Raw genomic sequence first — 21,177 nt, forward strand, 5'->3', positions numbered from 1 at the left:
CCCCCCCCCTCCCCCCCCCCCCCCCCCCCCCACCCCCCCCCCGCACCCCCCCCCCCCCCCCCCCGGCCCCCCCCCCCCCCCCCCCCCCCCCCCCCCCCTCTTCCAGGACGCCCTGTCCTCCCTCAACCCCGCGCTCAGCGTGCGCGCGCAGCCCGGCGTGATGTACGACGTCCACCCCGTGATGTCCCTCGGTAGTCCTGGCGCGACAGCCCGCGCTGCGCCCCCTCCCCCTCGCCGTCCGGCGGGAGCACCCCGGCCTGCGTGCTCACCATGGAGTCGGGAGAGGGCCCGTACTACCTCGACCTGGACCGGGTCCGGTCGGACATCACGGAAGGCCGGGACGGCGCGGCGTTCCGGCTGGACCTGACCGTGGTGCGGGCGTCGGCCGGCTGCCGCCCGGTCGCGGGCGCCGCCGTCGACGTGTGGCACGCCGACGTCTCGGGCACCTACTCCACCGGCGCGCAGACCTTCCTCCGCGGCACCCAGATCACGGACGCCGCCGGCCGGTGCACCTTCCGCACGATCGTGCCCGGCTGGTACCGGGGGCTGGCGCCGCACATCCACTTCAAGGTGCGCCCCGACGAGCGGACCGAGAAGACCTCGCAGTTCTTCTTCCCGGAGGAGCTCCTGCTGAGGGTGTACGCGCTCCAGCCCTATGCCCGCCGCCCCGCGCCGGCCCACCCCAACACCCGCGACAGCCGCTACCGCGACTCCGGCGCCGCGATGACGCTGGCCCCAGTACCGGACGGCGCCGGCCACCGTGCCGCGTACACGGTGGGCATCGCCTGAACCCCTGCGAGGCGGCTCCCCCGGTGCGCCGCCCCGAGGTACGGCACCGCGCCGGGGGCCACGGAAGCCGCTCGTCCTGCCGGACACCTCACCGGCCGGCCTGAGCCCGCCGAGGCCGCGAGGTCGCTCGCCGGGCCCGCCCCCCAGTACGGTGCGGCGGCCCTATGCCTGCGCTTCGGCCGGCGTCTGCGCCGAGTCCCCGGGCGACGGGTCGTGGTGTGGGTGGTAGCGCCGGGTCTCCCGGCTCCAGGTCTCGCCCTGAGCGAGGTCCTTGTGCAGGGAATAGGCGTCGTCCTGGACGACCACGATGCCGCGCAGACCGTGCGGAGTCGATGGAACGGTTCGCTCAACACCAGCGGGAACGCCAGTTCCTGGCCCTGCGCGGTCTCGCCGAACGCCAGGGAGGGCCGGACCCCGATCGCGTTCCTGCGGACCTCCACCACGTGGTCCATGCCCCCTTCCCCCGGGTCGCGGCGCATCCGCGCCTCCAGGACGTAGGAGAACAGGTACGTGGCGACGTCCTCGGCGAACCGGCCCTGCCAGCTCGCCGTCATGCCCATCCGGCTGCGCCCGCACGAGTCCGCGAAGGCCCGCGCAGGCGGCGGCGCGGACAGGGGCAGCGCACCCGACTCCCCGTACACGAAGCGGACCATCGGGTCGACGGCCGCCCGCACCTGCCCCGGGTCCTCGCCCACGGGCCCGTCGAACCAGTCGTCGAACGGGAAGAACCAGAACATCCAGTCCGACACCAACTGCGCGCCCGGCCCGCGGGCGTCGGGATGGGCGTACCCCGCCAGCCGGTCGAACCTCGGCCCGTCCAGGCGCCGGACCTCCTCCTCGCCGCGGACGATCCCGGCGTCCCGCGCCCACCGCAGACTGCGCCGCCGCATCTCCTCGACGTGCGGGTTGAGCCGGGACGGCCAGGAGGGGATGGTGAACGTCGGCCCCACGGCCGCACTCGGGTGAAGGTCACTGTCCGCGCGGGCAATTGTCCGGAATCCACCTGTCCGCGTTCGGGGCCGGCGGCCCCGTCCGCCCACGTGGGCAGCGGCACGCAGTGGCTTCTGACGGACGTGTGACCTCCCTGCACTCAATCCGTAACAGACGGCTACGGGGGGTGAGGTGGGGACGGTTCCTATTGCAGACTGAGCGGGGCGCCGACATCTGCGACCACGAGCCTGGCCTGATTCGTTCGCGCCGTGTACGGCTCGTCAACGTTCCGACATCTGAGAGTCGACAGCGGCCGCGTACGGCCGAAACGGGGGAACACCATGAATGCTGCCGTCCGCAAGAGCCTCCACTGGAAGGCCTGCGTCTTCGGGGCCGCGACGCTCGCCGCACTGCTCGCGTCCACGGCGTGCTCGCCGATTTCGGGAGACGGCCCGGGCGACCCCAAGTCCTCGGACCGGCCGAGCGCGACGAACACGGCCGGGCCCACGAGTTCGCCGGAGTCCGGTCAGACGCCCACCGCGAAGCCCAGCCCGGGTTCGAGCGGCACCGGCGGCAACGGCAACGCCGCCGCCACCTGTACCGAGGCCGATCTTTCGATCTCCGCCACGAGCGAGGACGGGAAGGGCAAGCTCGTCCGGCACATCCTCTTCACCGCCACCAACAAGAGCGACAAGAAGTGCAACGTCTACCGCTACCCCCATGTACAGCTGGACGATGCCAGAGCCCTGGTCCCCGAGATCAAGGACAGCGCCAACCCGAACGAGCCGTTCACCACCCTCGCCCCGGGCGAGAAGGCGTACGCCGCGATGGTCCTCACCGGCCCGATGGACGAGGCGGAGGCGAGGGCCATGACAGTCGCGCTCCAGGACGTCAAGGCCGGCAGCAACGTGGGCAAGCCGATCGACGTTCCCCTGCCCGGAGTGGACAAGCTGATCTGGAACGACTACGTCCGCGTCACGCATTGGACGACGGCTTCCGGCCTTGCCCTGCGCTTCGTCATGAAGTCCTGAACCGCCGCGGGATCGTCACGGCCGTGTGCAGATGACCTGGGCGAACACCGGGCGGGGGTAGGCCGTCGTGTTGGTGGCGCGCACTTCCCAGCCGCGGCCGTCGGCGGTCCCCGCCGACGCGACCAGGTAGCTCCGGTACCCCGTGACGCCCCGCCGCCGGTGGGCACTTCGCCGGCCGGGCAGGCAGGAGACCGTGGCCGCGGCGGTCTGGTACTGCTGGAGCACCACCCGGGAGCCCGTGTGCTGGGAGTGCGCGCCCTCGGCGCACATCTGGGTGAGGAACAGGTCGTGGCTGACGGTGTCCTCGTTGTTGGCCTCGACCGCGGTCCGGTTGCCGAACACGCCCGCCGCGCTGATGTACATCCCGGGGGCGGAGCGCCAGCCGACCCCGGTGGCCACGGTGGGTGAACCGCACCTGTCGCGGGTGGCTCCTTCACTGCCCGGCTGCACGCTGCCGCCGATGGTTCCCCCGATGTGGGAGCCGGACGAGGTGCAGACGACGAACGCGGACAGGGTCCCGGGCACGCTGTAGCGGTTGTGGCCGCGGACGGTCCAACGGTTGGGGCTGGTGCCCGAGTCGGGGGACGATCCGATCAGGAAGACTCCGTCGCTGCCCCGCCCGCCGCCGCCGGTGGGGAACGCCCCGCTCGGACACGGGCACGCCGGCCTCGGCGGTGCCGTACGCCGGCACGCTCACGGCCGCTCCGGCGTACCAGCGCCCGGACTCCGCGCCGGACGTGCCGCGCACCACCGCGCTCGTACGGCCCGAGCGGTAACGATTCGTCCTCCGGGTCGGGTCGGCGGGGGTGTTGTCGCTCAGCGCGCCTCTGGCGGGTGCGCGGCGAGCCAGTGCCGCGCGATCTGCTCGCGCGTGGCGATCCAGGCCCCGCCGCGCTGCCCGACGTACCGCAGGAAGCCGTCGAGCGCGCGGATGCGGCCGGGCCGCCCGGTGATCCGGCAGTGCAGGCCCACGCTCATCATGCGCGGCCGGTCGGCGCCTTCGGCGTACAGCGCGTCGAAGGTGTCGACGAGGTAGGAGAGCATGTCGTCGGCGGTCGTGAAGCCGTGGACGATGAGGAACTTGAAGTCGTTCGCGTCGAGGCTGTACGGCACCACGAGGTGCTGCAGGCCGGCCGCTTCGACGTAGAACGGCAGGTCGTCGGAGTAGTCGTCGCTGTCGTAGAGGAAGCCGCCCTCCTCGGCGACGAGCCGCCGCGTACGCGGGCTCGTCCGGCCGGTGTACCAGCCGACGGGCCGGCGCCCGACCAGCCGCTCGATCACCGCGACCGAGCGCGCGACGTCGGCGCGCTCGGCCTCCTCGGGCACATCGCGGTAGTCGATCCACCGCCAGCCGTGGCTCGCCACCTCCCAGCCGGCGACGGCCATCGCCCGCGCCGCTTCCGGGTTGCGTTCGAGGGCCTGCGCGACGGCGTGGACGGTCAGCGGCGCGCCGTGCGCCGCGAGCGTGCGGTGGATGCGCCAGAAGCCGGCGCGCGCACCGTAGGCGAACAGGGATTCGACGTTCAGATCGCGTCCCCCCGGGACGGGCGGTGCGCCGACGATCTCGTGGAGGAAGCCCTCGGACTCCGCGTCGCCGTCGAGGACGTTCCGCTCGCCGCCCTCCTCGTAGTTGAGGACGAGGCTGACGGCGACGCGGGCGCCACCGGGCCAGGCGGCGTGCGGCGGCCGGGCGCCGTACCCGACGAGATCGCGCTGGTGCTCGGACACGGGCGGCACGCTACCGCCGCGCGCGCACCCGGCGCCGCGGCCACGCCGCGCACTCCCGGCGTCACGAGACACGGATCTGATCGTCGGCCACGCGCCCGGTCACCGGGGCGTCCGCGGGACCGGCACCGGTGCGTAGCGCGTGAGCGCGATCCGCAGCGCGCAGCCTCTCCCGTCGAGGTCGCGCAGCGCTCCCGCCCGCGCGCGAACGGGTGACGCTGCGCCACGTCCGCGCCCCCTTGATCGTTGCCCAGACGAGTTCCCAGACAGGGGTGCTCGCCCGGTTCCAACGAAGGATCGCCTGAGCATGCTGAAGAAGATGATGGTCACCGCTGCCGCCACCGCCGCCGCGATCGGCGCGGGCGCCGCCGTGGCCTCCCCGGCCATGGCCATCGGCAACGACAACGGGATCAACACCGTCAACGGCAACGGTGCCCAGCAGGTCTACGGCAACCAGAAGACGCACGGCGAGAAGAGCCCGCAGCTCAGCCTGGTCCAGGGCTCGCTCAACAAGGCCTGCGTCGGCCTGCCGGCCAAGGTCAACGCCCAGTCCCTCGTGGCCATCATCGCCAACGTGGGCGTCCAGGACATCAACGTCCTGGCCAACCCGCAGAACCAGCAGTGCGCCGAGGGCTCCACCCAGGCCAAGGGCGACGAGCCGCTCTCGCACATCGCGAGCAACATCCCGGTCCTCTCGGGCAACGTGTCCGCCGGTAGCTGACGCCTGCCCCGCCCCCTAGTGCTCTGACCGGAAAGGTCCACCCGGTCGCGGTGCCCGGCACGGCAAACCTTCCCGGCCACAGCAGTGGGCCCCGTATCCGGCCGCGGACGCCCGCACGAGCGTCCGCGGCCGGATATTCGGTTGCCCGGTCCCGGCCGGGGTGTGTCGAATGACCGGCATGATCACACCGCCATCGCCGTCAGCAGCGCAGCACACCGACGGACCGCCCGTCCTCGTGGGCGCTCTCGTCCCGCTGACGCGGCCCGGCTGGGTCGAGGCCGGCCGGCACCTGCTCGCGGGGCTCGAACTGGCCGTCCGCGAGGCCAACGAGGCCGGCGGGATCGACGGCAGACCACTGGAGCTGGTGGTCCGGGACACCGCGGCCGATCCGGAGCGGGCCGCGGCGGCCGTGGACGAACTGGCCGCCCTCGGCGTGGCCGCGGTGGCGGGTGAGTACCACAGCGTCGTCGCCCGCGCTGCCGCCGCCCGGGCCGACGCCCTCGGCGTACCGTTCCTCTGCTCGTCCGCGGTGCTCGACGCGCTCACCGAGGAACCCACGGAGTGGGTCGCGCGCCTGGCCCCGGCCCAGTCCCACGGCTGGCGGACCTACGCGGACTTCCTGTTCGGCGCGGGCCGGAGCCGGATCGCCGTGGCCACCCAGCCGAGCGTCTACTGGGCGTCCGGGAAGCGCATCCTGGAGGACCGCCTCGCTTCCCGCGGCGGCACCGTCCTCGAACTCGACGCGACCGCGCTCACCCCCGAGGCCCTGTGCGACGCGCTCGCCGGCCACGGCGCGACCGCCCTCCTCCTGCTGGTCGGCCATCCGGAGCCGGCGGCGGAGATCGTCAGGGCCGTCCGGGGCGACCGGCGGCTCACGGACATCCTGATCGGCGCTCCGGCCGGACAACCGGAATCCGCCGGATGGGCCGCCGCGCTCGGTGAGGACGGCGCCGCGATCCCCTTCCTGCGCTACCTGCCCGAACGCCTCGGTCCGCTCGGCGAACGCGTGCGCAACGAGCTCCGCGAGCGGCTGGGCGAAGCACCGTCCTTCGTCGCCTTCGAGGGCTGGGACACCGTCGCCGTCCTCGCCGCTGTGCTGCGTTCCCACGGCACGGACCGGGCGGCCGTCGCCGCGGCCTGGCCGCGCGTGGAAGCGGAGGGCACCCGGGGGCCCATCAGGTTCTCCCGTACGCCCGGCATCAGCGTCTGGCAGTGGGCGTGGGCCCCGGTCCAAGTCGTCGACCGGGATCCCGCGGAACCCGGTCGCTTCCGGATCCTCCACACCGGCTGAGGGAGAGCACCCGCGCACCGATTCCGGCCGCCCTCCCGTACGGCGGCGTCACGCGTAGCTGACCGTGACCTCTTGGAAGCCCAAGGAGCGGAGCAGGCCCTCCAGCATCGTGGCGGTGTTCTTCTCGGTGCGCTCGACGAGGCCGCTGTCGCGGGCCGCGTCCGTGATGTGCGATACGGCCAGACGCTGTACGGCCTGTTCACCGGCCGGGTTGTCGGTGAACAGATCGCCCAGCCGGTCCAGCAGTCCCCGCTGCTTGGACACGGCGTACGAGCGTTCCAGATCGAGCGCCGCCGTCCCGAGGACGGCGTGGGGCAGGCGGAGCGAGACCTTGGTGCGCTCCTCGTTCACGGTGACGGCCTGCTCGCCGAGCCCGCCCAGGTCCACGTAGCCGCTGACGGAGCCCGCTCCGACGTAGAGGGTCCGGGTTCCGCGAAGGGAGTCCGGAAGGAAGGCCGCGTCCTTCTCCAGGTCGACCACGACCTGGAAGTTGCCGGCGGCGCCCTCGTAACGGTGCATGTCCTGGATGGACTTGAGCAGGACCGGCCCCGAGCGGTCCACGGTGTCCTCGCGGAACAGATCTCCGAAGCCGGGCAACAGGCTGAAACGGCCCGCCAGCAGCAGGGCCACGGCCAGCACCGCCAGCCCGCCCACGGCCCGTCCCCACCACGGCAGCCGCCGCGGCTCTCTTCGCGGCGCGGGGTCGCGTTCCGCGTCGTGCGCTGAGTTGTCCATGTCTTGCGGATGCCCGCCCCGCGCGGCTCCACTCCCGAAGGCCTCCGCCGTGCTGCGCTCCCACCCGAGCCGGCTTCTCCCGGAGTGGTCCCCGGGCCGCCCGTCCGGCGATACCGTGGTCGGACAAGCCCGTTCGGCCCATGGAGCCCTCGATGAGCGAACAGCCGGCCCCCGCCGGGACCGCCCCCCGGCAGCAGCTCGAACCCGCGGCCGCCGACGCGGTGCGCGCGTACGCGGCGAAGACCCGTGCGCGGGCGGACCAGTTCGCCGCCGTCTTGGAGGACATCGCCGCGAACGGCCTGCCCGACCCGGAGCAGGGCACGCCCTGGGAGGAGTTGCGCGAGGCGCACCTCGCCCGGCTCGCCGCCCAGCGGCCGGCCGTCGCCTGACGGGTGGGTGAGGGGTCGGGCGGCGTTCGGGGTCAGGGCAGGCCGGTGCGGTGGCGGAGCCAGGTGAGCGATGCGTCGGCCAACCGGGCCTGGTGGTGGCGCAGGGACGGGGCTCCGGCGGGCGGGGGCCGGCGCGAGGATGCTGCCCAGAGTCCCGCCAGGCCCGCCGCGAACGCGGTGAACGCCGTGTCGTCGGCAGGTCGCGGCAGCCGGGCGAGGGCCCGCTCGGCCTGATCGGGGGTGTGTCCGCCGAGGATCAACTGGGGGACCAGTACCGCCGTGTCGATCCAGGCCGCGCCGTGGAGGCGGTAGGACCAGTCGATGATCACGACCTCGCCGGCGCGCTCGGGGTGCCCGCCGGCAGGGCGGCGGAGCATGTTGGCCGGGTGCAGGTCCCAGTGGAGCAGGGTGTCGCCGGCGGAGGCCGGCCACCAGTCCCGCTCGATGCGCGCGAGCAGGTCCAGATGGCGGCCGGCCCAGGGGTCGAGGCCGGCGGACGGGACCGTGCGCAGGGCTGACCAGCCGGTCATCCAGGGGCCGACGACCCGCGCGACGGGCCGAGTGCCCCCGGCGGGTGACGGGGTGAGCCGCCGGGCGGCCCGCTCGACGGCGTCCACCGCCAGCCGGGTGTCGGCGGTCCCCGGCGCGAGGACGGGATGGGTGCCCGCTACGTCCTCCAGGCACAGCCACCACCAGCCGCCCGACTCCTCGGGTGCGGCGGACCACCGCACGCCCGGCCCGATGCCGGCGGGCAGGGCCGTGGTGACGGCGATCTCGTCCGCGTACTGGGGGGGCGGCGGGATGTGCGGCGTGGATTCCCTTGAGGAAGGCCCGGCGGCCGTCGTCCAGGAGGAGTCTGGACGCCACACCGGGGGTGAACCCGTCCTCGCACGATCGGGCCCGGGTGACCCGGGCGCCGAGCCGGCGTTCGACGTGGGCGCGGACGTCGGGGTGCAGCGAACCCCATGCGGGGCGGACGGCGGCCGCGGCCATGTGGGGCTCCCGGGGCGGTGCGGGGCGCCCCCGACCCCGCCCCCGAGGGCGCCGTCCCCGGATGGAAGGGCTGGGGCGCCGTGTGCGCCGTCGCACTCGGGATCTTCTGCCTGATCACCTCCGAACTGCTGCCGGTGGGCCTGCTCACGCCCGTCGGCGCCGATCTCGGCGTGTCTGACGGCGTCGCCGGGCTGATGGTCACCGTGCCCGGCCTGGTCGCCGGGTTCTGCGCGCCGCTCGTCACCGTCGGCGCCGGCCGGCTCGACCGGCGGTTCGTACTGGTCGGGCTGATCGCGCTGATGGCCGTCGCGAACCTGGTCGCCGCCCTCGCCCCGGGCTTCGCGGTGCTCCTGGCGGCCCGGCTGCTCGTCGGGGTCAGCGTCGGCGGCTTCTGGGCCATAGCCGGCGGGCTCGCCGTCCGCCTCGTGCCCGAACGCCACGTCGGCCGGGCCACCGCGCTCGTCTTCGGCGGAGTGCCCACCGCCTCGGTGCTCGGCGTCCCCGCCGGGACCCTGCTCGGCGAACTCGGCGGCTGGCGCTTCGCCTTCGCCGCGGTCGGCGGACTCGGAGTCCTCACGCTGGCCGCCCTGCTCCTGCTGCTGCCCCCGCTGCCGCCGACCCGCCAGATCACCTTCGCCCAACTCCCCGCCCTGCTGCGGAGCAACCGCGGGGTCCGGGCCGGAGTGGCCGTCACCTTCCTGGTGGTGACCGGGCAGTTCGCCGCGTACACGTTCGTACGGCCGATCCTGCAGGACGTGTCGGGCGTGGACGCCGGCTACGTGAGCACCCTCCTCCTGGGGTACGGGCTCGCGGGCGTGGCCGGCAACTTCCTGGCGGGCTCGCGCGACGCCCACCGCACGCTGCTCGCGGTCGGGGTCTGTCTCGCCGTGATCCTCGCGCTGATCGCGACCGTGCCCGGAGCGGTCGCGGGCTCGGTGCTGCTGCTCGCCTGGGGGCTGGTGTACGGAGGGGTGTCCGTGAGCTGCCAGAGCTGGATGATCAAGGCCGCGCCGGACGACGCGGAGGCCGCGTCCTCGCTGATGGTCGCGATGTTCAACCTGGCCATCGCCGCCGGCGCGCTGTCCGGCGGCCTCGCGGTCGACGGGATCTCCGTGCCCGCCGCACCGCTGACCGGAGCGGTGCTGATGGCCCTGGCGGCCGGCACCGTGTGGGCCACCTCCACGTCGCGACGTGCCACCGGTGGCCCGTCGGCCAGGAGTTGACCGTCCGCTATCCGGACGACCGGCCGGTCAGTGTCGCAGGACGACCGGCCCCGGTGGGAGGGTTTGGCCGAAGTCGTCATGTACACATAGGGCGGATGGGGTGCATCGGACATCAGGCTTGACCTGGGGCATCCCCGGGGGAAAGAGTGCGCCGGGCGAGTACCACCGCCCGGACCGGCGTCCCCGTCGCCCGAGCGGCAAGCGCCACCGTACGAGCCGCACTTCGGAGATATCCCCCATGCCCCAATCCGTCCGCTCTTCGCCCGCCTCGGCCGCGTTCGGCGGTTCCCTCGCCGCCGCCCTGGGCGTGCTCGCGGCAGCTCCCCCCACCTCCGCCGCCCCGGCGGCGGACGCCGCCACCCGCACCGGCGCGCTCGGTGGGGCCGGCCGCCACGGGGAGTTCGACGGCAGCCGCGGCGGCACCCTCTCCGGGACCTCCGAGGCCCGGCGCGGCACGGCGGCCAAGGGCCCCTCGCCCATCGACTTCGCCTCGGAGTACGGCTGGGCGAAGGCCGGGACCACCAGCTGCCTTCCCGGCACCCCGGGCGCCTCCGGCACGGGCGGATCGGGCGCCGGGCTCGCACTGACCGGCGCCGGCACGGCGGTGCCGCCGGCGATCGGCGGCGCAGCCGTACCGGCCGCCGGCGCCGGCGCCGGAATGGTCCTGGTCGCCCGGCGGCGCAGGGCCTGACCGGCCGGGTACGGGGGCCGACACCGCACCGCCGCGCCGGCCCCCGTACCCGCCGGGAGACAACCGTGACCCCTGACCCCGATGAGAGTGGGATCGTGCCCGACGACGATCGCTTGCTCGTACGCCCCTACGTGCCCGGCTCGGACCTGCCGTCCGGGCCGGCGTACCCCGCCTGGCCCGATGAGTCCGGCCGGATCTCCGTACCGACCCGCTTCGGGCCGTCCGTCGCCGTTCCCGAGCCGCCGCTCGTGCCCGCGCCGGAGCCGGCGTCCGTGCTCCCGGGCGCGGCGTCCGACTCCGACCGGCACGGCAGCCGGCTCCCGTTCGTCGGACTCGCCCTGCTCGCACTCGGCGCGGCGGGTGTCCTCGCGCTCGTCCTGCTCGGCCCCGACGAGGAGCCGCCGCGCGCCGTGGCCCCGCCCGGACTGTCCGTGCCGGTGCTCCCGGCGCGCAGCCCGGGGGCGGGGGAGGAGCCTTCGCCGCCCGCGGAGTCCGCACCGCCCGCCCTGCCCGCGGCCACCTCCGCGACGGCCCCGCCCGCCGCGGGCCCGCCGACGGCCAAGAGCCCGGACCCGAAGCCGCCGGGTCCCACGGGCGCGCAGCCGCCGGAGGGGGCCGGGACCCTGAGTCCGGGGGACCGCGGTGCCGAGGTGCGCGCCCTGCAGGAACGGCTCTACGCGCAGGGGTTCACGTACGTCTCGCTCACCGGGGTCTACGACGACCAGACCCGCCGCGGCGTCACCCAGCTCCAGCAGAACCGGAGCATCAAGGGCGACCCGCTGGGCGTCTACGGCCCGGCCACGCGTGCGGTGTTCCCGACCGGCGGCTGAGCGGCCCCGACCTCCCTGGGGCCCGGGTGTCGGCCGGTGCGCTCAGGCGGACTGCCACAGCTCGATCCGGTTGCCCTCGGGATCGGTGACCCAGCCGAACCGGCCGACACCGTCCATGTCCTGCGTCTCCTCGGCCACGTCCGCCCCCTTGGCGCGCAGCTGCGCGAGCATCGCGTCGAGGTCGCGGACCCGGAAGTTGAGCATGGTCTGCTGGGCGCGGGACCCGAAGTAGTCGGTGTCGGACTCGAACGCCGCGAACACCGTCAGCCCGGCTTCCTGGCGCCAGAGCCCGTGCTCGTCGGCGTCCAGGCCCAGGCAGTCGCGGTACCACGCGCTCAGGGCCACCGGGTCGGAGGCCCGCATGAAGTGTCCGCCGATTCCCAGCACACGTTCCATGCGGCCATCCTGCCAGCCCGCCCCCGAGCGCGGCCCGCGGACACACTCCCGCGGACACACTCCCGCGGACCCGCGACCCGGTGGACCTTTCCGGTCACAGCACTAGCGGCCGCCGGCGACGCGCAGGATCGTTCCGGTCGTGTACGCGGCGTCCGGGGAGAGCAGCCAGGCGATGGCCGCGGCGACCTCCGCGGGGCGGCCGGCCCGGCCGAGCGGGATCTCGGCGGCCGCGAGCGCCGGTCGGTCCGGGTCGCCCATGGCGGCGTGCATGTCGGTCTCGATGATGCCGGGAGCCACGGCGTTGACCCGGATGCCGTCCGGGCCGAGTTCCTTGGCCAGCCCCAGGGTCAGGGTGTCGGTGGCGGCCTTGGTCGCGGCGTAGTGGACGTAGCGGCCGGGGCTGCCCAGGGTGGCGGCCGCGGAGGAGACGTTGACGATGGCCCCGCCGCCGGACCCGGCCATGTCCCGGGCGGCCCGACGGCAGCAGAGCAGGTACCCGAAGAGGTTCACGTCCAGCACGCGGCGCAGGTCCTCGGTGCTGGTGTCGGCCAGCCGGCCCGGGGTGCCGGTCACGCCCGCGTTGTTGACGAGGCCGGTCACCGCGCCGAACTCGGCCCCGGCGATGTCGAAGAGCCGCTCGACCCCGCAGTCCTCGGAGGTGTCGCCGCGCACGGTCACGCACCGGCCGCCGGCCGCGCGCACGCGGTCGGCCGTGGCCTTGGCGGCGGTTTCGTCGCGGAGGTAGCCGAGCACGATGTCGTGCCCGTCGTCGGCGAGCCGGACGCAGGTGGCGGCTCCGATGCCGCGGCTGCCCCCGGTGACGACGGTGACCGGACGATGTGACATGTGGACCTCCTGTGTGAGCGGTACCCGTGCCGTGCCCACGAGGCCGTCGAACAGGGGGACGGCCGGCGCAGGCTAACACCGCGATAAGCGCTGGACCAGTGGAAATGGCAGGTCGCAGAGTGGCGGCCGAGACCTGACGCCGTCACATACGAGGAGCACCGCCATGTCGACCCTGCGGGTCACCGCCGAAGAGCTCGCCGTCCATCCGCACCCGAACGCCGACGCCTTGGAGCTCGCCCAAGTGGGCCTCTACCGGGCCGTCGTCGCCAAGGGCGCCTACCGCACCGGTGACTTCGCGCTCTACATACCCGAGCAGGCGGTACTACCCGCCGGTCTGATCGCGGAGCTCGGACTCACCGGCCGGCTCGCGGGAGGCGAGGCGAACCGGGTCAAGGCCGTCCGGCTGCGCGGCGAACTGTCGCAGGGCCTGGTCTGCCTGCCGCGCGCGCTCGCCGGCGCGGACCTCGTCCGGGCGGCCGAGGAGGGGACGGACTTCGCCGAGGCGCTCGGCATCACCAAATGGTCCCCGCCCGTCCCGACAACCATGGATGGCGAGGTGGAGGCCGCCACCGAGCTGCTCCCGTGGGTGGACATCGAGAACCTCCAGCGCTACCCGGGCATCTTCGAGCCCGGCGAGCCGGTCGTCCTCACCGAGAAACTGCACGGCACCGCCTGCCTGTTGACGTACGTGGCCGAGGGCGACGGGCGGGTCCTGGTCTCCTCCAAGGGGTTCGGTTCCAAGGGGCTGGCGCTCCGGGAGGACGGACGCAACCTGTACTGGCGGGCGGTACGGGGCCACGACGTGCCCGCGGCCGCCGCCCGGCTGGCGGAGCGGCTCGGGGCGAGCCGGGTCGGGATCTTCGCCGAGGTGTTCGGGAGGGGGGTCCAGGACCTGCCGTACGGGACGGACGTACGGACGGCCGAGGCGCCCCCGGGGTACGCCGTCTTCGACGTCTCGGCCGAGATCGACGGACAAGTGCGCTGGCTGGACCCGGCGCAGGTCTTCGCGGACGGTGAACTGCCTCTGGTTCCAAGGCTGTTCGAAGGACCTTATGGCCTGGACACGGTTCTGGAGTGGGCGAGCGGGCGGGAGACCGTGTCCGGTCGGGGCCTGCACCTGCGCGAGGGCGTCGTCATCCGGCCCGCGGCCGAGCGCCACAGCCCGGTGGTCGGCGGACGGGCCATCGCGAAGGCGGTCAGCCCCGCGTACCTGACGCGCAAGGGCGGCACGGAGTACGAGTGAGCGCGCGGGCCCCGCGCTCCCGCGCTCCCCGCACGGGGCCGGGACCGTGGTGGCGGCAGGCCGCTCCGCCGGTGCCCGGGTCCGGGTGAACGGCTGCGAGGCCGATGCGGGTCGGTGCACGGCCGGAGTCGACGGCGAGCCGCGCGCGGTGTTCGGCTCCCGGGCGGTCCGGGCGGTTCCCGCATCCGCGTGGCATGCGGCCAACCACCACCGCGGGGCCCGGGCAGCCGGCGAGGCGTGGCGCGAACAGCAGGGGCGGGCAGGCGCCGTAGGCGTGGTCGCTCCGGCCGTGGTGCTCCCGGCACCAGGACGGGCCCCCAGGCCGGGACGGTCAGCAGGCGCGCGTCGCGGCGCCGATCCGCTCGCCGAGCCCGTCACCGCGGCGTGACGGCTGCGCACATCCCGGCAGTACGGGCGTGCGCCCGCCGGTGACGTCGACGGGCACGACACGGCGCGGTGCGCCCCCGGGCCGGCGAGCGGGCGGAGTTGCGGACCGCGTGGGTTCCAGGACGACCGCGGTCGCCCGGCCCGCCACCCGGTCCGCCGGCTCCTCTCCGCTGCGCCGCCGCGACCCGGCACAGCTCGGCGAGCGCCCGAACGTCGGCCGGTCCTCGGGCGCGGTGTGCGTCGTCACGGCTCCCCGCCCCCGGTGCAGGGTGGCCGCCCTCGGCGCCGCACGGGTCCGGCCGGGGTCGGCAGGAGTTCTTCCACCACCGGCCCCCGGGGGGTGGGCGCCGTCGGCCGCTTCGTGCGCCGCCTCGGAGCCCGTGCAGCCCCCGCACAGCCGTCTTGACCTGCATGGATACCCCCCCCTCGTCTTGATGGGAACGGGCCGTAGGGGCCGGGGCGGGGCGTTGCAGCGGCGCGGATCTGGGCGTCTCCTACGATGGCGGCACCGACGAAGGAGCACCGTGGACACCAGAGCGCCGATTCCGGACCGGAGGTCCGGACCTCACGCGCTGACCGGGGAAGGGATCGCGGCCCTGCTGGCCCGCTACGAGTTCGGTGACGCCTGCCTCCGTCGCGTCGTCCTCGATCAGGAGTACGGTCCGCGAGCGACGAGGGGCCGGGTCGCCAGGCTCGTCATCGACGCCCGGGTCGTCGGCGAGGGCCTTCGGTGGGAACCGGTGTCCCTGGACCTGCTCGACGTGCGGCGCTTCCGTATCGACGAGAGCGACGGGTTCTCCTGGGTGCTCTACGACCCACCGCAATTCACCCGCTTCGACGGGCTGTTGCAGGTGGACCTGTGCGCCGAACGCTTCGGGAGCCTGTGCCCGGAGAACGCCGAAGAAGTCTTCGAGGGCTCGCACCTGGTCTTCGCGGCGACCGGTGGCACCTGGAGTGCCCTGCATCCGTGGGAGCGGTGAGGCCGTACCGCGGCCGCCTGCCGGTGCCGGCGTCGGTACCGGCGTCGCCGTAGGGCGGGGTGACCTGCCCGCCGCGGCCACGTGGGTGGTGGGCGTGGTGGAACGGCCCGCCGCATGGCTCTGGCCGGGCCGGTCGGGCCCGGACGGAACGCGGCGACGGCCCCGTGCCCGGGAGTGGTGGGGATGCCGCAGCGCTCACGACGGGCCGCCTGGGCCGTCTCTTTCGGATCTTGCCGGGCCCGCGGCGCCTGGCACCGCGCCTGGTCGCGTTGTCGGGGCGCCCGAGTACGTCCAGTACACGCAGCGCCCCTCCGCCTTGCCAGGCACGGCACCAGACGCCGCGGGCTCGGCCGACAAGATCCAAAAGAGACGGCCTGGTGCTGTGGCCGGGAAGGTTTGCCGGGTCGCGGTGTTCGGTGCCGTGCATTTCCCCCAGCTACCGCTGGGAGGGGCCCCCGGGCGGAGGGCCGCGGCTCGTACTGGACGTACCGGTGTGGTCCGACAACGCGGCGAGGTGCCGTGCCGGGCGCCGCGACCCGGTGGACCTTTCCGGTTACAGCACTGGACCGGAGCGGGCCGGTCCGGGGCCGGGTTTCGGCCTTGGGCGGGAACGGCGCCGGTTCGCGGGCGGCGAGGCGTGGTCGCGGGCCGCACGGACCGCCACCCCGGCCTGGCGGTCTGGCGCCCTGCCCGCGGTGCCGGTGTGCCGCCCGTGCACCGACGCCGCATCCTCGGCCTCCTCACCTGGCCAGAGGGCAGGCCAACGACAGGTGCGCACCCCACCCGGCCCTTCCGGCTGCGCCGCCCGGTCGGAGCCGGGTGTCGGCGGCGTGATTCCGGGTGCGCGAGAGGCGCATTGCCGGGGTGCGGGCCTTCCGGCCGGGCGGATGGCGCACGCGGCCGTTGACAGTCGATCCGGTGCGCCGGGAGCATGCGGGAGAGCGCTCTCCGAGCGATGGGGATGGATGGTGTGCAAGGGGTGGACATGCACGACGGTGACGTGGAACGACTGGCGGACAAACTGGATCCCGCCCAGCGGGTGCGGCTGCTCAGCGGAGCCGACGTCTGGCGGACCCATCCCGAACCGGACATCGGGCTGCGGGAGATGGTCTTCTCGGACGGTCCGGGCGGTGTGCGCGGGCCCGGTTGGGACGAGGCGTCCACCTCGGCCCTGCTGCCCTCGCCCACGGCGCTGGGGGCGCTCTGGGACGAGGAGAGGGTCCGCCGGCTCGGCGAGCTGCTCGGTGACGAGGCCCGCCGCAAGGGCGTCCACGTCCTCCTCGCGCCCACGCTCAACCTGCACCGCAGCCCGCTCGCCGGCCGCCACTTCGAGTGCTTCGCCGAAGACCCGCTGCTCGCCGGCCGTACGGGCGCGGCCCTCATCCGCGGCATCCAGTCGCGAGGAGTGGCCGCGGCGGCGAAGCACTACGTCGCCAACGACTCGGAGACGCAGCGGCTGACCCTCGACGTCCGGCTCGGGGAGCGCGTGCTGCGCGAGTTGTACCTCGCGCCCTTCGAGGCGGCCGTCCGGGCCGGGGTCTGGCTCGTCATGTCGGCGTACAACAAGGTCAACGGCACCACCATGAGCGAGAGTTCCCTGCTCGCCGAACCCCTGAAGGGGGAGTGGGGGTTCGACGGGGTGGTCGTCTCCGACTGGGGCGGCATTCGTTCCACCGAGGCCTCGGCCCTCGCCGCGCAGGACCTGGCGATGCCCGGCCCCCACGGCCCGTGGGGCGAGCCGCTGCTGGAGGCCTTGGCCTCCGGCCGGGTCCCGGCCGAGGCGGTGCAGGACAAGGTCCGCAGGCTGCTGCGCCTCGCGGACCGCGTCGGCGCCCTCGACGCCCGCCCCTCGGACCCGGCGGCCCGGCCCGAGGCCCCGGTGGGCGGGCCCCAGGGTCCGGTGGGCAAGCCCCGGGACCCGGTGGGCCGGTCCGCGGCGGTAGAGTGTCGAGGGGAGAGCGTCGGCGGCGTCAGATGTGTATAGGGGACGGCCTTTGGTCTGGCTGTTGGACAGTCCGGACACCGGACAGATGATCGGGGCCTCGGTCCAGGCGGCCGTGGCGATCGCCGCTCTGCTCCGGACGCTCTTTCAGCACCCGGCCACCGGCCAGGCGCGGGGGCCGGCGGACACGGCCGCCGATACGGGCGAGGCCGAGGCCCCCGGAGGCGCCGGCGCCGGGGTGGTGCGCCCCGGCAACGGCGGCGCGGACCGGTGACGCGACCCGGTGACGCGACCGTGGACGGCACCGGCAGCAGGGCGAGCACGGGTGTCGACTACAGCTGACCGCCCCGAGCCCGCGGCGGACTGGGGCCCGGCCGAGGGCGGTCCGGCGGTCACCAAGACCGGGCGATCGGACCCGGTGCGACCGCGGTCAGCGGGAGCCTGACCGTGCTCCAGCGCGGACCGCAGGAACCGGCCGGCTGGCCGTACCTGGTCAGGCCGATCCCGCCACTGGCGGAGTGCTTCCAGTACCGCGCCGAAGCGGACCGGTTGCGTACGGCCGTGCACGGCGGCGGAACCGCGGTCCTGTCCCAGGTGCTGACCGGGATGGGCGGGGTCGGCAAGACGCAGCTCGCGGCCGACTACGCCCACACCGCGCGGCGGGACGGCACGGTGGACGTTCTGGTGTGGGTCAGCGCCGCGACGCGTTCGGCCGTGGTGAACGCGTACGCGCAGGCCGGCGTCGAGCTGTGCCGGGCCGACCCCCATGACCCCGACCGCGCCGCCATCTCGTTCCTTGCCTGGCTCGAACCCAAGCCGGGCAAGAGACCGTGCCGGTGGCTGGTGGTGCTGGACGACGTGGACGACCCGGCCGACGTACGCGGCCTGTGGCCGCCGGACGGCCACCTGGGACGGACCCTGGTCACCACCCGCCGCCGCGACGCCGCCCTCACCGGCGCCGGGCGCCGCCTCGTCGAGGTGGCATCGTGCCTAGTGCTGTGACCGGGAAGGTCCACCGGGTCGCGGCGCCCGGCACGGCACCTCGCCGCGTTGTCGGACCACCGAAGTACGTCCAGTACAAGCGGCGGCCCTCCGCCCGGGGGGCCCCTCCCAGCGGTAGCTGGGGGAGATGCACCGCACCGGACACCGCGACCCGGCACACCTTCCCCGGCGCTGACGTCCGGTTCCACCTCGGAGCCGTGACATGCGTCACGGACCGCACGGTGGCCCGTCGGCCCCACGGTGATCCTCTGCCTGGAGGCATTTCCCTATATGTACCTGTTTGGTGTTGACATGCCGCACTCCGCCAGAAACGGAATCTGCGACTCCCGTTTCTCTCGCTCCAACATGGCTGACGGGGAGCGGTTCTGGCGGTGGGCCAGGCGCGTGCCGGTGCGGCCGCGGCGGGGGAATGCACGATCTTCCGGCCGATTCAAGCGGCGTCCCGAGCCTCCTGACCGGCTCGGCGGCGGCAGCTTGCCAGGCCGCCGCCGGGCTTCCAAGAATGGCGACTCCTCCGGCGCCTTCGCGGTCCGGCGCCGGGAGCTTCGCGATCACCGAGTGAGGTCCCGCATGAAGAAGCACCGTAAGAAGACGCACCACCGGAAAATAGTCGTCGCCGTCGGGGCGCTGGCCCTCGTGGCCGTACCCACCACGGCCATGGCCTGCCTCGACCCGCAGGAGACCGGCCCCGTGCGGCCCGCCGCGTCCCAGCAGGACAGCCGCCCCTGGCACGGCGGCCCCCTCGGCGACCCGGGCGCGCAGCCGCCCGCGGAGGCCCCCTTCCAGGCGGACGCCCCCGCCGAGCCCGCAGGGCAGCCCGTCGCCGAGGCGCCCGCCGAGCCGGTCGCCGACACCGCGCCCCCCGTACAGCCCGAGCCGCAGCAGCCCGTGGAACCGCCCGCCGAGCCGGCCGGGACCCCCGCACCCTCGGACTCCGCCGCGCCCTCCGGCGCCGTGGCCGAGGTCCTCGCGCTCGTCAACCAGGAGCGCGCCACGGTCGGGTGCCCCGCACTCACCGTCAACGAGAAGCTCACGAAGGCCGCGCAGGACCACAGTGAGGACATGGCCGCCCACTCCAACATGTCCCACACCGGCTCCGACGGCTCCGACCCGGGTCAGCGGATCACCCGCGCCGGGTACCAGTGGAGCACGTACGCCGAGAACGTCGCGTACGGCTACGACACCGCCGCCAAGGTCATGGAGGGCTGGATGAACAGCCCGGGCCACAAGCGGAACATCCTCGACTGCAACGTCAAGGAGATCGGCATCGGCCTCGCGCAGCCGGGCCAGTACTGGACGCAGGACTTCGGCGCCACCCGCTGATCCGGCCGCTCCCGCCGCCGGCGTGCGACAGGTGAGGGCGGCCGGCATCCGCCCGCCCTCACCCGGCCCGAAGCGGCCTCGACAGTGTGGCAATCGGCTTGAACCACAGGCGGGTGGACGTGCAGGCTGGCGGCTCGGCGCCTCGGCGCCTCCCGGCCCGTAACCGGTGATCGGGGGCACCACCTCGCTGTCCGGCGGCCTCACCGCCGAAACCGACCACCCGACAGGACCCGATGCCCGATGGCCCTATGGACTTCGATCGTTGCCGTACTGGGTACCCTCGCCGGCGCCCTGACCGCCGGTCTCCTCCAGCACCGCTCGGCGGGCGCCGCACGCGCTGAGCAGCGCGCCGACAGCCACCGCCAGGACCAGCTCGGTGCCGTCACCGACTTCGCGGCGGCCCTGGACGCGCACCGCTCGGCGATGTTCCATCGGGAGCGCCTGGCCCTGGCCGAGGCGGGCGCCGAGCACCAGCTGGAGGCCCAGACGAGGTCCCACGACACCCGGGCGGCCATCACCGCGCCCCACATCCGCCTACAGGTCCTGATCCCCGGACTGGCCGGCCCCGCCCAGCAGGCCGCGGATGCCACGTACGCGCTGCGCAAGGCCCTCGACCGGACCGAGCTGGACGCCCGGCGGCACGCGGCCAAGGAGGCGTCCGTCGCCTTCATCGCCGCGGCCGCCGCGCTGCTGAGCCCCGACAACCGCTGACTGACGGCCCTTTCACGCCTGCCCCGGAGTGCGTCAGTCGCCCGCGGTGTCCTCGTCCTCCCAGCGCAGCAGGTCGCCCGGCTGGCACTGGAGCACCTCGCAGAGCGCGGCGAGGGTCGCGAAGCGCACCGCCTTGGCGCGGCCGTTCTTGAGTACCGCCAGGTTGGCGGGCGTGATGCCCACGCGGTCGGCGAGCTCGCCCACGGACATCTTCCGCCTGGCCAGCATCACGTCGATGTCGACGGCGATCGGCATCAGATCACCTCGTCCAACTCGGCCTGCATCTGTGCCGCTTCGACGTCGCGCGCGACGGCTTGGGCGAGCAGCGTCCGCAGCACGAGTACGAAGAGCGCGACCCCCAGGATGGCCACGCCGACCCCGCCCATGATGACGGTGACGCCCGGGTCCTCCCGCTGGGACGGCGCGTTGAGGGCCGTGACCGTGAACCACACGAGGGCAGCCGCCACGATCGCGCCGATCACGACGTCCACATACCGGAAGGCGGCGTGGGAGAACACGGTTCCGCGGCGCACCATCGTCGCCAGCCGCCATACGCAGACCAGGGCGACCTGGACCGACACCATCCCCAGGATCGTCACCAGGCGCAGCGGGGTCAGCGGGAGCGACCCTTCCTCCGGGTCGGTGAACAACGCCCACACCATCCCCGCCTGTACGAACACGGTGCCGGCCAGCACCACCACGAGCACGGCGCGCAGCGCCCACACTGTCAGCTTTCCCACGACCCATCCCTCCATCGATTCACGATGGGAATCTATCGAATCTCGATAGGTGAGGCAAGGGCTGGCGCCGAGGAAGCTGCCCGGCCGCGCACCCGAGCCCTGCCGTCACCACGGCCCGTACCGCCGTCGCCGTGATGGACATCACCCTGTTCGTCCGCCGGGGCCCGGCGCCGCAGCGGGGGCGGCCCTCCCGCCCGCGCCGGGCCCCCCGCGGCCCTCGCCATGGGCCGAACGGGGGAGGACGGCGCCCGGTCGGACG

24 protein-coding genes and 1 pseudogene are annotated in these 21,177 nt (G+C 74.3%); 16 read left to right on the forward strand and 9 right to left on the reverse strand.

Annotation, left to right across the window (positions count from 1 at the left end; all coding sequences use genetic code 11):
• The first annotated feature begins 270 nt into the window (after nucleotides 1–270).
• Nucleotides 271–789, forward strand: coding sequence for an intradiol ring-cleavage dioxygenase (locus tag DRB89_RS34670; RefSeq protein WP_112463915.1), 519 nt, complete (start codon nucleotides 271–273; stop codon nucleotides 787–789).
• A gap of 162 nt (nucleotides 790–951) precedes the next feature.
• Here DRB89_RS34670 and DRB89_RS43340 read toward each other — a convergent pair whose 3' ends face one another.
• Complete coding sequence (locus DRB89_RS43340; RefSeq protein WP_162688849.1) at nucleotides 952–1,095, reverse strand: hypothetical protein; 144 nt, start codon at nucleotides 1,093–1,095, stop codon at nucleotides 952–954.
• A gap of 204 nt (nucleotides 1,096–1,299) precedes the next feature.
• Here DRB89_RS43340 and DRB89_RS34675 point away from each other — a divergent pair, with 204 nt between their 5' ends.
• Nucleotides 1,300–1,755 carry a hypothetical protein gene (locus DRB89_RS34675; RefSeq protein ID WP_112463568.1) on the forward strand — a complete coding sequence of 152 codons (456 nt, stop codon included), beginning with the start codon at nucleotides 1,300–1,302 and terminating at the stop codon, nucleotides 1,753–1,755.
• Between the two features lie 305 nt (nucleotides 1,756–2,060).
• The gene (locus DRB89_RS34680) at nucleotides 2,061–2,750 is read left to right on the forward strand and encodes a DUF4232 domain-containing protein (RefSeq protein WP_112451639.1); all 690 of its coding nucleotides are present in this window, start codon (nucleotides 2,061–2,063) and stop codon (nucleotides 2,748–2,750) included.
• A 15-nt stretch (nucleotides 2,751–2,765) separates the two neighbouring features.
• Here DRB89_RS34680 and DRB89_RS34685 read toward each other — a convergent pair whose 3' ends face one another.
• Both DRB89_RS34685 and puuE read right to left on the reverse strand, forming a co-directional pair.
• Nucleotides 2,766–3,275, reverse strand: coding sequence for a hypothetical protein (locus DRB89_RS34685; protein ID WP_112463569.1), 510 nt, complete (start codon nucleotides 3,273–3,275; stop codon nucleotides 2,766–2,768).
• A gap of 291 nt (nucleotides 3,276–3,566) precedes the next feature.
• Nucleotides 3,567–4,478: an allantoinase PuuE gene (gene puuE / locus DRB89_RS34690; RefSeq protein WP_112451637.1), complete on the reverse strand. Its 912-nt coding sequence runs from the start codon at nucleotides 4,476–4,478 to the stop codon at nucleotides 3,567–3,569.
• Nucleotides 4,479–4,782: 304 nt separating this feature from the next.
• On the opposite strand from puuE, the gene DRB89_RS34695 reads away from it, so the two are divergent.
• Nucleotides 4,783–5,196: a rodlin gene (locus DRB89_RS34695; protein ID WP_112451636.1), complete on the forward strand. Its 414-nt coding sequence runs from the start codon at nucleotides 4,783–4,785 to the stop codon at nucleotides 5,194–5,196.
• A 178-nt stretch (nucleotides 5,197–5,374) separates the two neighbouring features.
• The gene (locus DRB89_RS34700; protein ID WP_112453962.1) at nucleotides 5,375–6,487 is read left to right on the forward strand and encodes an ABC transporter substrate-binding protein; all 1,113 of its coding nucleotides are present in this window, start codon (nucleotides 5,375–5,377) and stop codon (nucleotides 6,485–6,487) included.
• 48 nt (nucleotides 6,488–6,535) lie between these two features.
• Here DRB89_RS34700 and DRB89_RS34705 read toward each other — a convergent pair whose 3' ends face one another.
• Entirely contained in the window at nucleotides 6,536–7,222 is a 687-nt protein-coding gene (locus DRB89_RS34705; protein WP_112451635.1) for a DUF4230 domain-containing protein, read from the reverse strand.
• A 152-nt stretch (nucleotides 7,223–7,374) separates the two neighbouring features.
• Between DRB89_RS34705 and DRB89_RS34710 the strand changes: the two genes are divergently transcribed.
• The gene (locus DRB89_RS34710; RefSeq protein WP_112451634.1) at nucleotides 7,375–7,611 is read left to right on the forward strand and encodes a hypothetical protein; all 237 of its coding nucleotides are present in this window, start codon (nucleotides 7,375–7,377) and stop codon (nucleotides 7,609–7,611) included.
• Between the two features lie 32 nt (nucleotides 7,612–7,643).
• Here DRB89_RS34710 and DRB89_RS34715 read toward each other — a convergent pair whose 3' ends face one another.
• Complete coding sequence (locus DRB89_RS34715; RefSeq protein WP_112463570.1) at nucleotides 7,644–8,480, reverse strand: hypothetical protein; 837 nt, start codon at nucleotides 8,478–8,480, stop codon at nucleotides 7,644–7,646.
• A 141-nt stretch (nucleotides 8,481–8,621) separates the two neighbouring features.
• Here DRB89_RS34715 and DRB89_RS34720 point away from each other — a divergent pair, with 141 nt between their 5' ends.
• The 3 genes from DRB89_RS34720 to DRB89_RS34730 all read left to right on the forward strand — a co-directional run bounded on the left by DRB89_RS34720 (nucleotide 8,622) and on the right by DRB89_RS34730 (nucleotide 11,348).
• Nucleotides 8,622–9,827: an MFS transporter gene (locus tag DRB89_RS34720; RefSeq protein WP_239516487.1), complete on the forward strand. Its 1,206-nt coding sequence runs from the start codon at nucleotides 8,622–8,624 to the stop codon at nucleotides 9,825–9,827.
• Between the two features lie 238 nt (nucleotides 9,828–10,065).
• Nucleotides 10,066–10,518, forward strand: a complete 453-nt coding sequence (locus DRB89_RS34725; RefSeq protein WP_112452139.1) for a hypothetical protein — start codon at nucleotides 10,066–10,068, stop codon at nucleotides 10,516–10,518.
• Between the two features lie 95 nt (nucleotides 10,519–10,613).
• Nucleotides 10,614–11,348 (forward strand): peptidoglycan-binding domain-containing protein, encoded by a 735-nt coding sequence (locus DRB89_RS34730; RefSeq protein WP_112452138.1) that lies wholly within the window; start codon nucleotides 10,614–10,616, stop codon nucleotides 11,346–11,348.
• A 42-nt stretch (nucleotides 11,349–11,390) separates the two neighbouring features.
• Here DRB89_RS34730 and DRB89_RS34735 read toward each other — a convergent pair whose 3' ends face one another.
• Both DRB89_RS34735 and DRB89_RS34740 read right to left on the reverse strand, forming a co-directional pair.
• Nucleotides 11,391–11,744 (reverse strand): VOC family protein, encoded by a 354-nt coding sequence (locus DRB89_RS34735; protein WP_112452137.1) that lies wholly within the window; start codon nucleotides 11,742–11,744, stop codon nucleotides 11,391–11,393.
• A 102-nt stretch (nucleotides 11,745–11,846) separates the two neighbouring features.
• Nucleotides 11,847–12,590, reverse strand: coding sequence for a glucose 1-dehydrogenase (locus DRB89_RS34740; RefSeq protein WP_112452136.1), 744 nt, complete (start codon nucleotides 12,588–12,590; stop codon nucleotides 11,847–11,849).
• A 163-nt stretch (nucleotides 12,591–12,753) separates the two neighbouring features.
• Between DRB89_RS34740 and DRB89_RS34745 the strand changes: the two genes are divergently transcribed.
• The 7 genes and pseudogenes from DRB89_RS34745 to DRB89_RS34775 all read left to right on the forward strand — a co-directional run bounded on the left by DRB89_RS34745 (nucleotide 12,754) and on the right by DRB89_RS34775 (nucleotide 20,178).
• The gene (locus tag DRB89_RS34745; protein WP_112452135.1) at nucleotides 12,754–13,833 is read left to right on the forward strand and encodes an RNA ligase (ATP); all 1,080 of its coding nucleotides are present in this window, start codon (nucleotides 12,754–12,756) and stop codon (nucleotides 13,831–13,833) included.
• 911 nt (nucleotides 13,834–14,744) lie between these two features.
• The gene (locus DRB89_RS34750; protein WP_112452134.1) at nucleotides 14,745–15,200 is read left to right on the forward strand and encodes a hypothetical protein; all 456 of its coding nucleotides are present in this window, start codon (nucleotides 14,745–14,747) and stop codon (nucleotides 15,198–15,200) included.
• A 985-nt stretch (nucleotides 15,201–16,185) separates the two neighbouring features.
• Nucleotides 16,186–17,040, forward strand: a pseudogene (locus tag DRB89_RS34755) (glycoside hydrolase family 3 N-terminal domain-containing protein); the annotation flags it as partial.
• Nucleotides 17,041–17,206: 166 nt separating this feature from the next.
• Nucleotides 17,207–17,416, forward strand: a complete 210-nt coding sequence (locus tag DRB89_RS34760; protein ID WP_343234832.1) for a hypothetical protein — start codon at nucleotides 17,207–17,209, stop codon at nucleotides 17,414–17,416.
• A 173-nt stretch (nucleotides 17,417–17,589) separates the two neighbouring features.
• Nucleotides 17,590–18,144 carry an NB-ARC domain-containing protein gene (locus tag DRB89_RS34765; RefSeq protein WP_239516488.1) on the forward strand — a complete coding sequence of 185 codons (555 nt, stop codon included), beginning with the start codon at nucleotides 17,590–17,592 and terminating at the stop codon, nucleotides 18,142–18,144.
• A 570-nt stretch (nucleotides 18,145–18,714) separates the two neighbouring features.
• Entirely contained in the window at nucleotides 18,715–19,467 is a 753-nt protein-coding gene (locus DRB89_RS34770; RefSeq protein WP_112451263.1) for a CAP domain-containing protein, read from the forward strand.
• A gap of 240 nt (nucleotides 19,468–19,707) precedes the next feature.
• Nucleotides 19,708–20,178 carry a protein kilB gene (locus tag DRB89_RS34775; RefSeq protein ID WP_112451264.1) on the forward strand — a complete coding sequence of 157 codons (471 nt, stop codon included), beginning with the start codon at nucleotides 19,708–19,710 and terminating at the stop codon, nucleotides 20,176–20,178.
• A gap of 33 nt (nucleotides 20,179–20,211) precedes the next feature.
• Here DRB89_RS34775 and DRB89_RS34780 read toward each other — a convergent pair whose 3' ends face one another.
• A complete protein-coding gene (locus DRB89_RS34780; protein WP_112451265.1) occupies nucleotides 20,212–20,433 on the reverse strand; it encodes a helix-turn-helix transcriptional regulator in 222 nt (73 codons plus the stop codon).
• A complete protein-coding gene (locus DRB89_RS34785) occupies nucleotides 20,433–20,918 on the reverse strand; it encodes a DUF2975 domain-containing protein (RefSeq protein ID WP_112453842.1) in 486 nt (161 codons plus the stop codon). Before DRB89_RS34785 ends, DRB89_RS34780 begins: the two co-directional genes overlap by 1 nt.
• Nucleotides 20,919–21,177: the final 259 nt, after the last annotated feature.

This window comes from Streptomyces sp. ICC4, from assembly GCF_003287915.1.
In the GTDB taxonomy this organism is placed as follows: Bacteria; Actinomycetota; Actinomycetes; order Streptomycetales; family Streptomycetaceae; genus Streptomyces; species Streptomyces tritrimontium.

Excerpts from the sequence above, each read along its gene's own strand:
- DRB89_RS34670 (WP_112463915.1), top strand. The coding sequence starts at position 271 with ATGGAGTCGGGAGAGGGCCCGTACTACCTCGACCTGGACCGGGTCCGG.
- DRB89_RS34680 (WP_112451639.1), top strand. The coding sequence starts at position 2,061 with ATGAATGCTGCCGTCCGCAAGAGCCTCCACTGGAAGGCCTGCGTCTTC.
- DRB89_RS34695 (WP_112451636.1), top strand. The coding sequence starts at position 4,783 with ATGCTGAAGAAGATGATGGTCACCGCTGCCGCCACCGCCGCCGCGATC.
- DRB89_RS34700 (WP_112453962.1), top strand. The coding sequence starts at position 5,375 with ATGATCACACCGCCATCGCCGTCAGCAGCGCAGCACACCGACGGACCG.
- DRB89_RS34705 (WP_112451635.1), bottom strand. The coding sequence starts at position 7,222 with ATGGACAACTCAGCGCACGACGCGGAACGCGACCCCGCGCCGCGAAGA.
- DRB89_RS34710 (WP_112451634.1), top strand. The coding sequence starts at position 7,375 with ATGAGCGAACAGCCGGCCCCCGCCGGGACCGCCCCCCGGCAGCAGCTC.
- DRB89_RS34725 (WP_112452139.1), top strand. The coding sequence starts at position 10,066 with ATGCCCCAATCCGTCCGCTCTTCGCCCGCCTCGGCCGCGTTCGGCGGT.
- DRB89_RS34735 (WP_112452137.1), bottom strand. The coding sequence starts at position 11,744 with ATGGAACGTGTGCTGGGAATCGGCGGACACTTCATGCGGGCCTCCGAC.
- DRB89_RS34740 (WP_112452136.1), bottom strand. The coding sequence starts at position 12,590 with ATGTCACATCGTCCGGTCACCGTCGTCACCGGGGGCAGCCGCGGCATC.
- DRB89_RS34745 (WP_112452135.1), top strand. The coding sequence starts at position 12,754 with ATGTCGACCCTGCGGGTCACCGCCGAAGAGCTCGCCGTCCATCCGCAC.
- DRB89_RS34770 (WP_112451263.1), top strand. The coding sequence starts at position 18,715 with ATGAAGAAGCACCGTAAGAAGACGCACCACCGGAAAATAGTCGTCGCC.
- DRB89_RS34775 (WP_112451264.1), top strand. The coding sequence starts at position 19,708 with ATGGCCCTATGGACTTCGATCGTTGCCGTACTGGGTACCCTCGCCGGC.
- DRB89_RS34780 (WP_112451265.1), bottom strand. The coding sequence starts at position 20,433 with ATGCCGATCGCCGTCGACATCGACGTGATGCTGGCCAGGCGGAAGATG.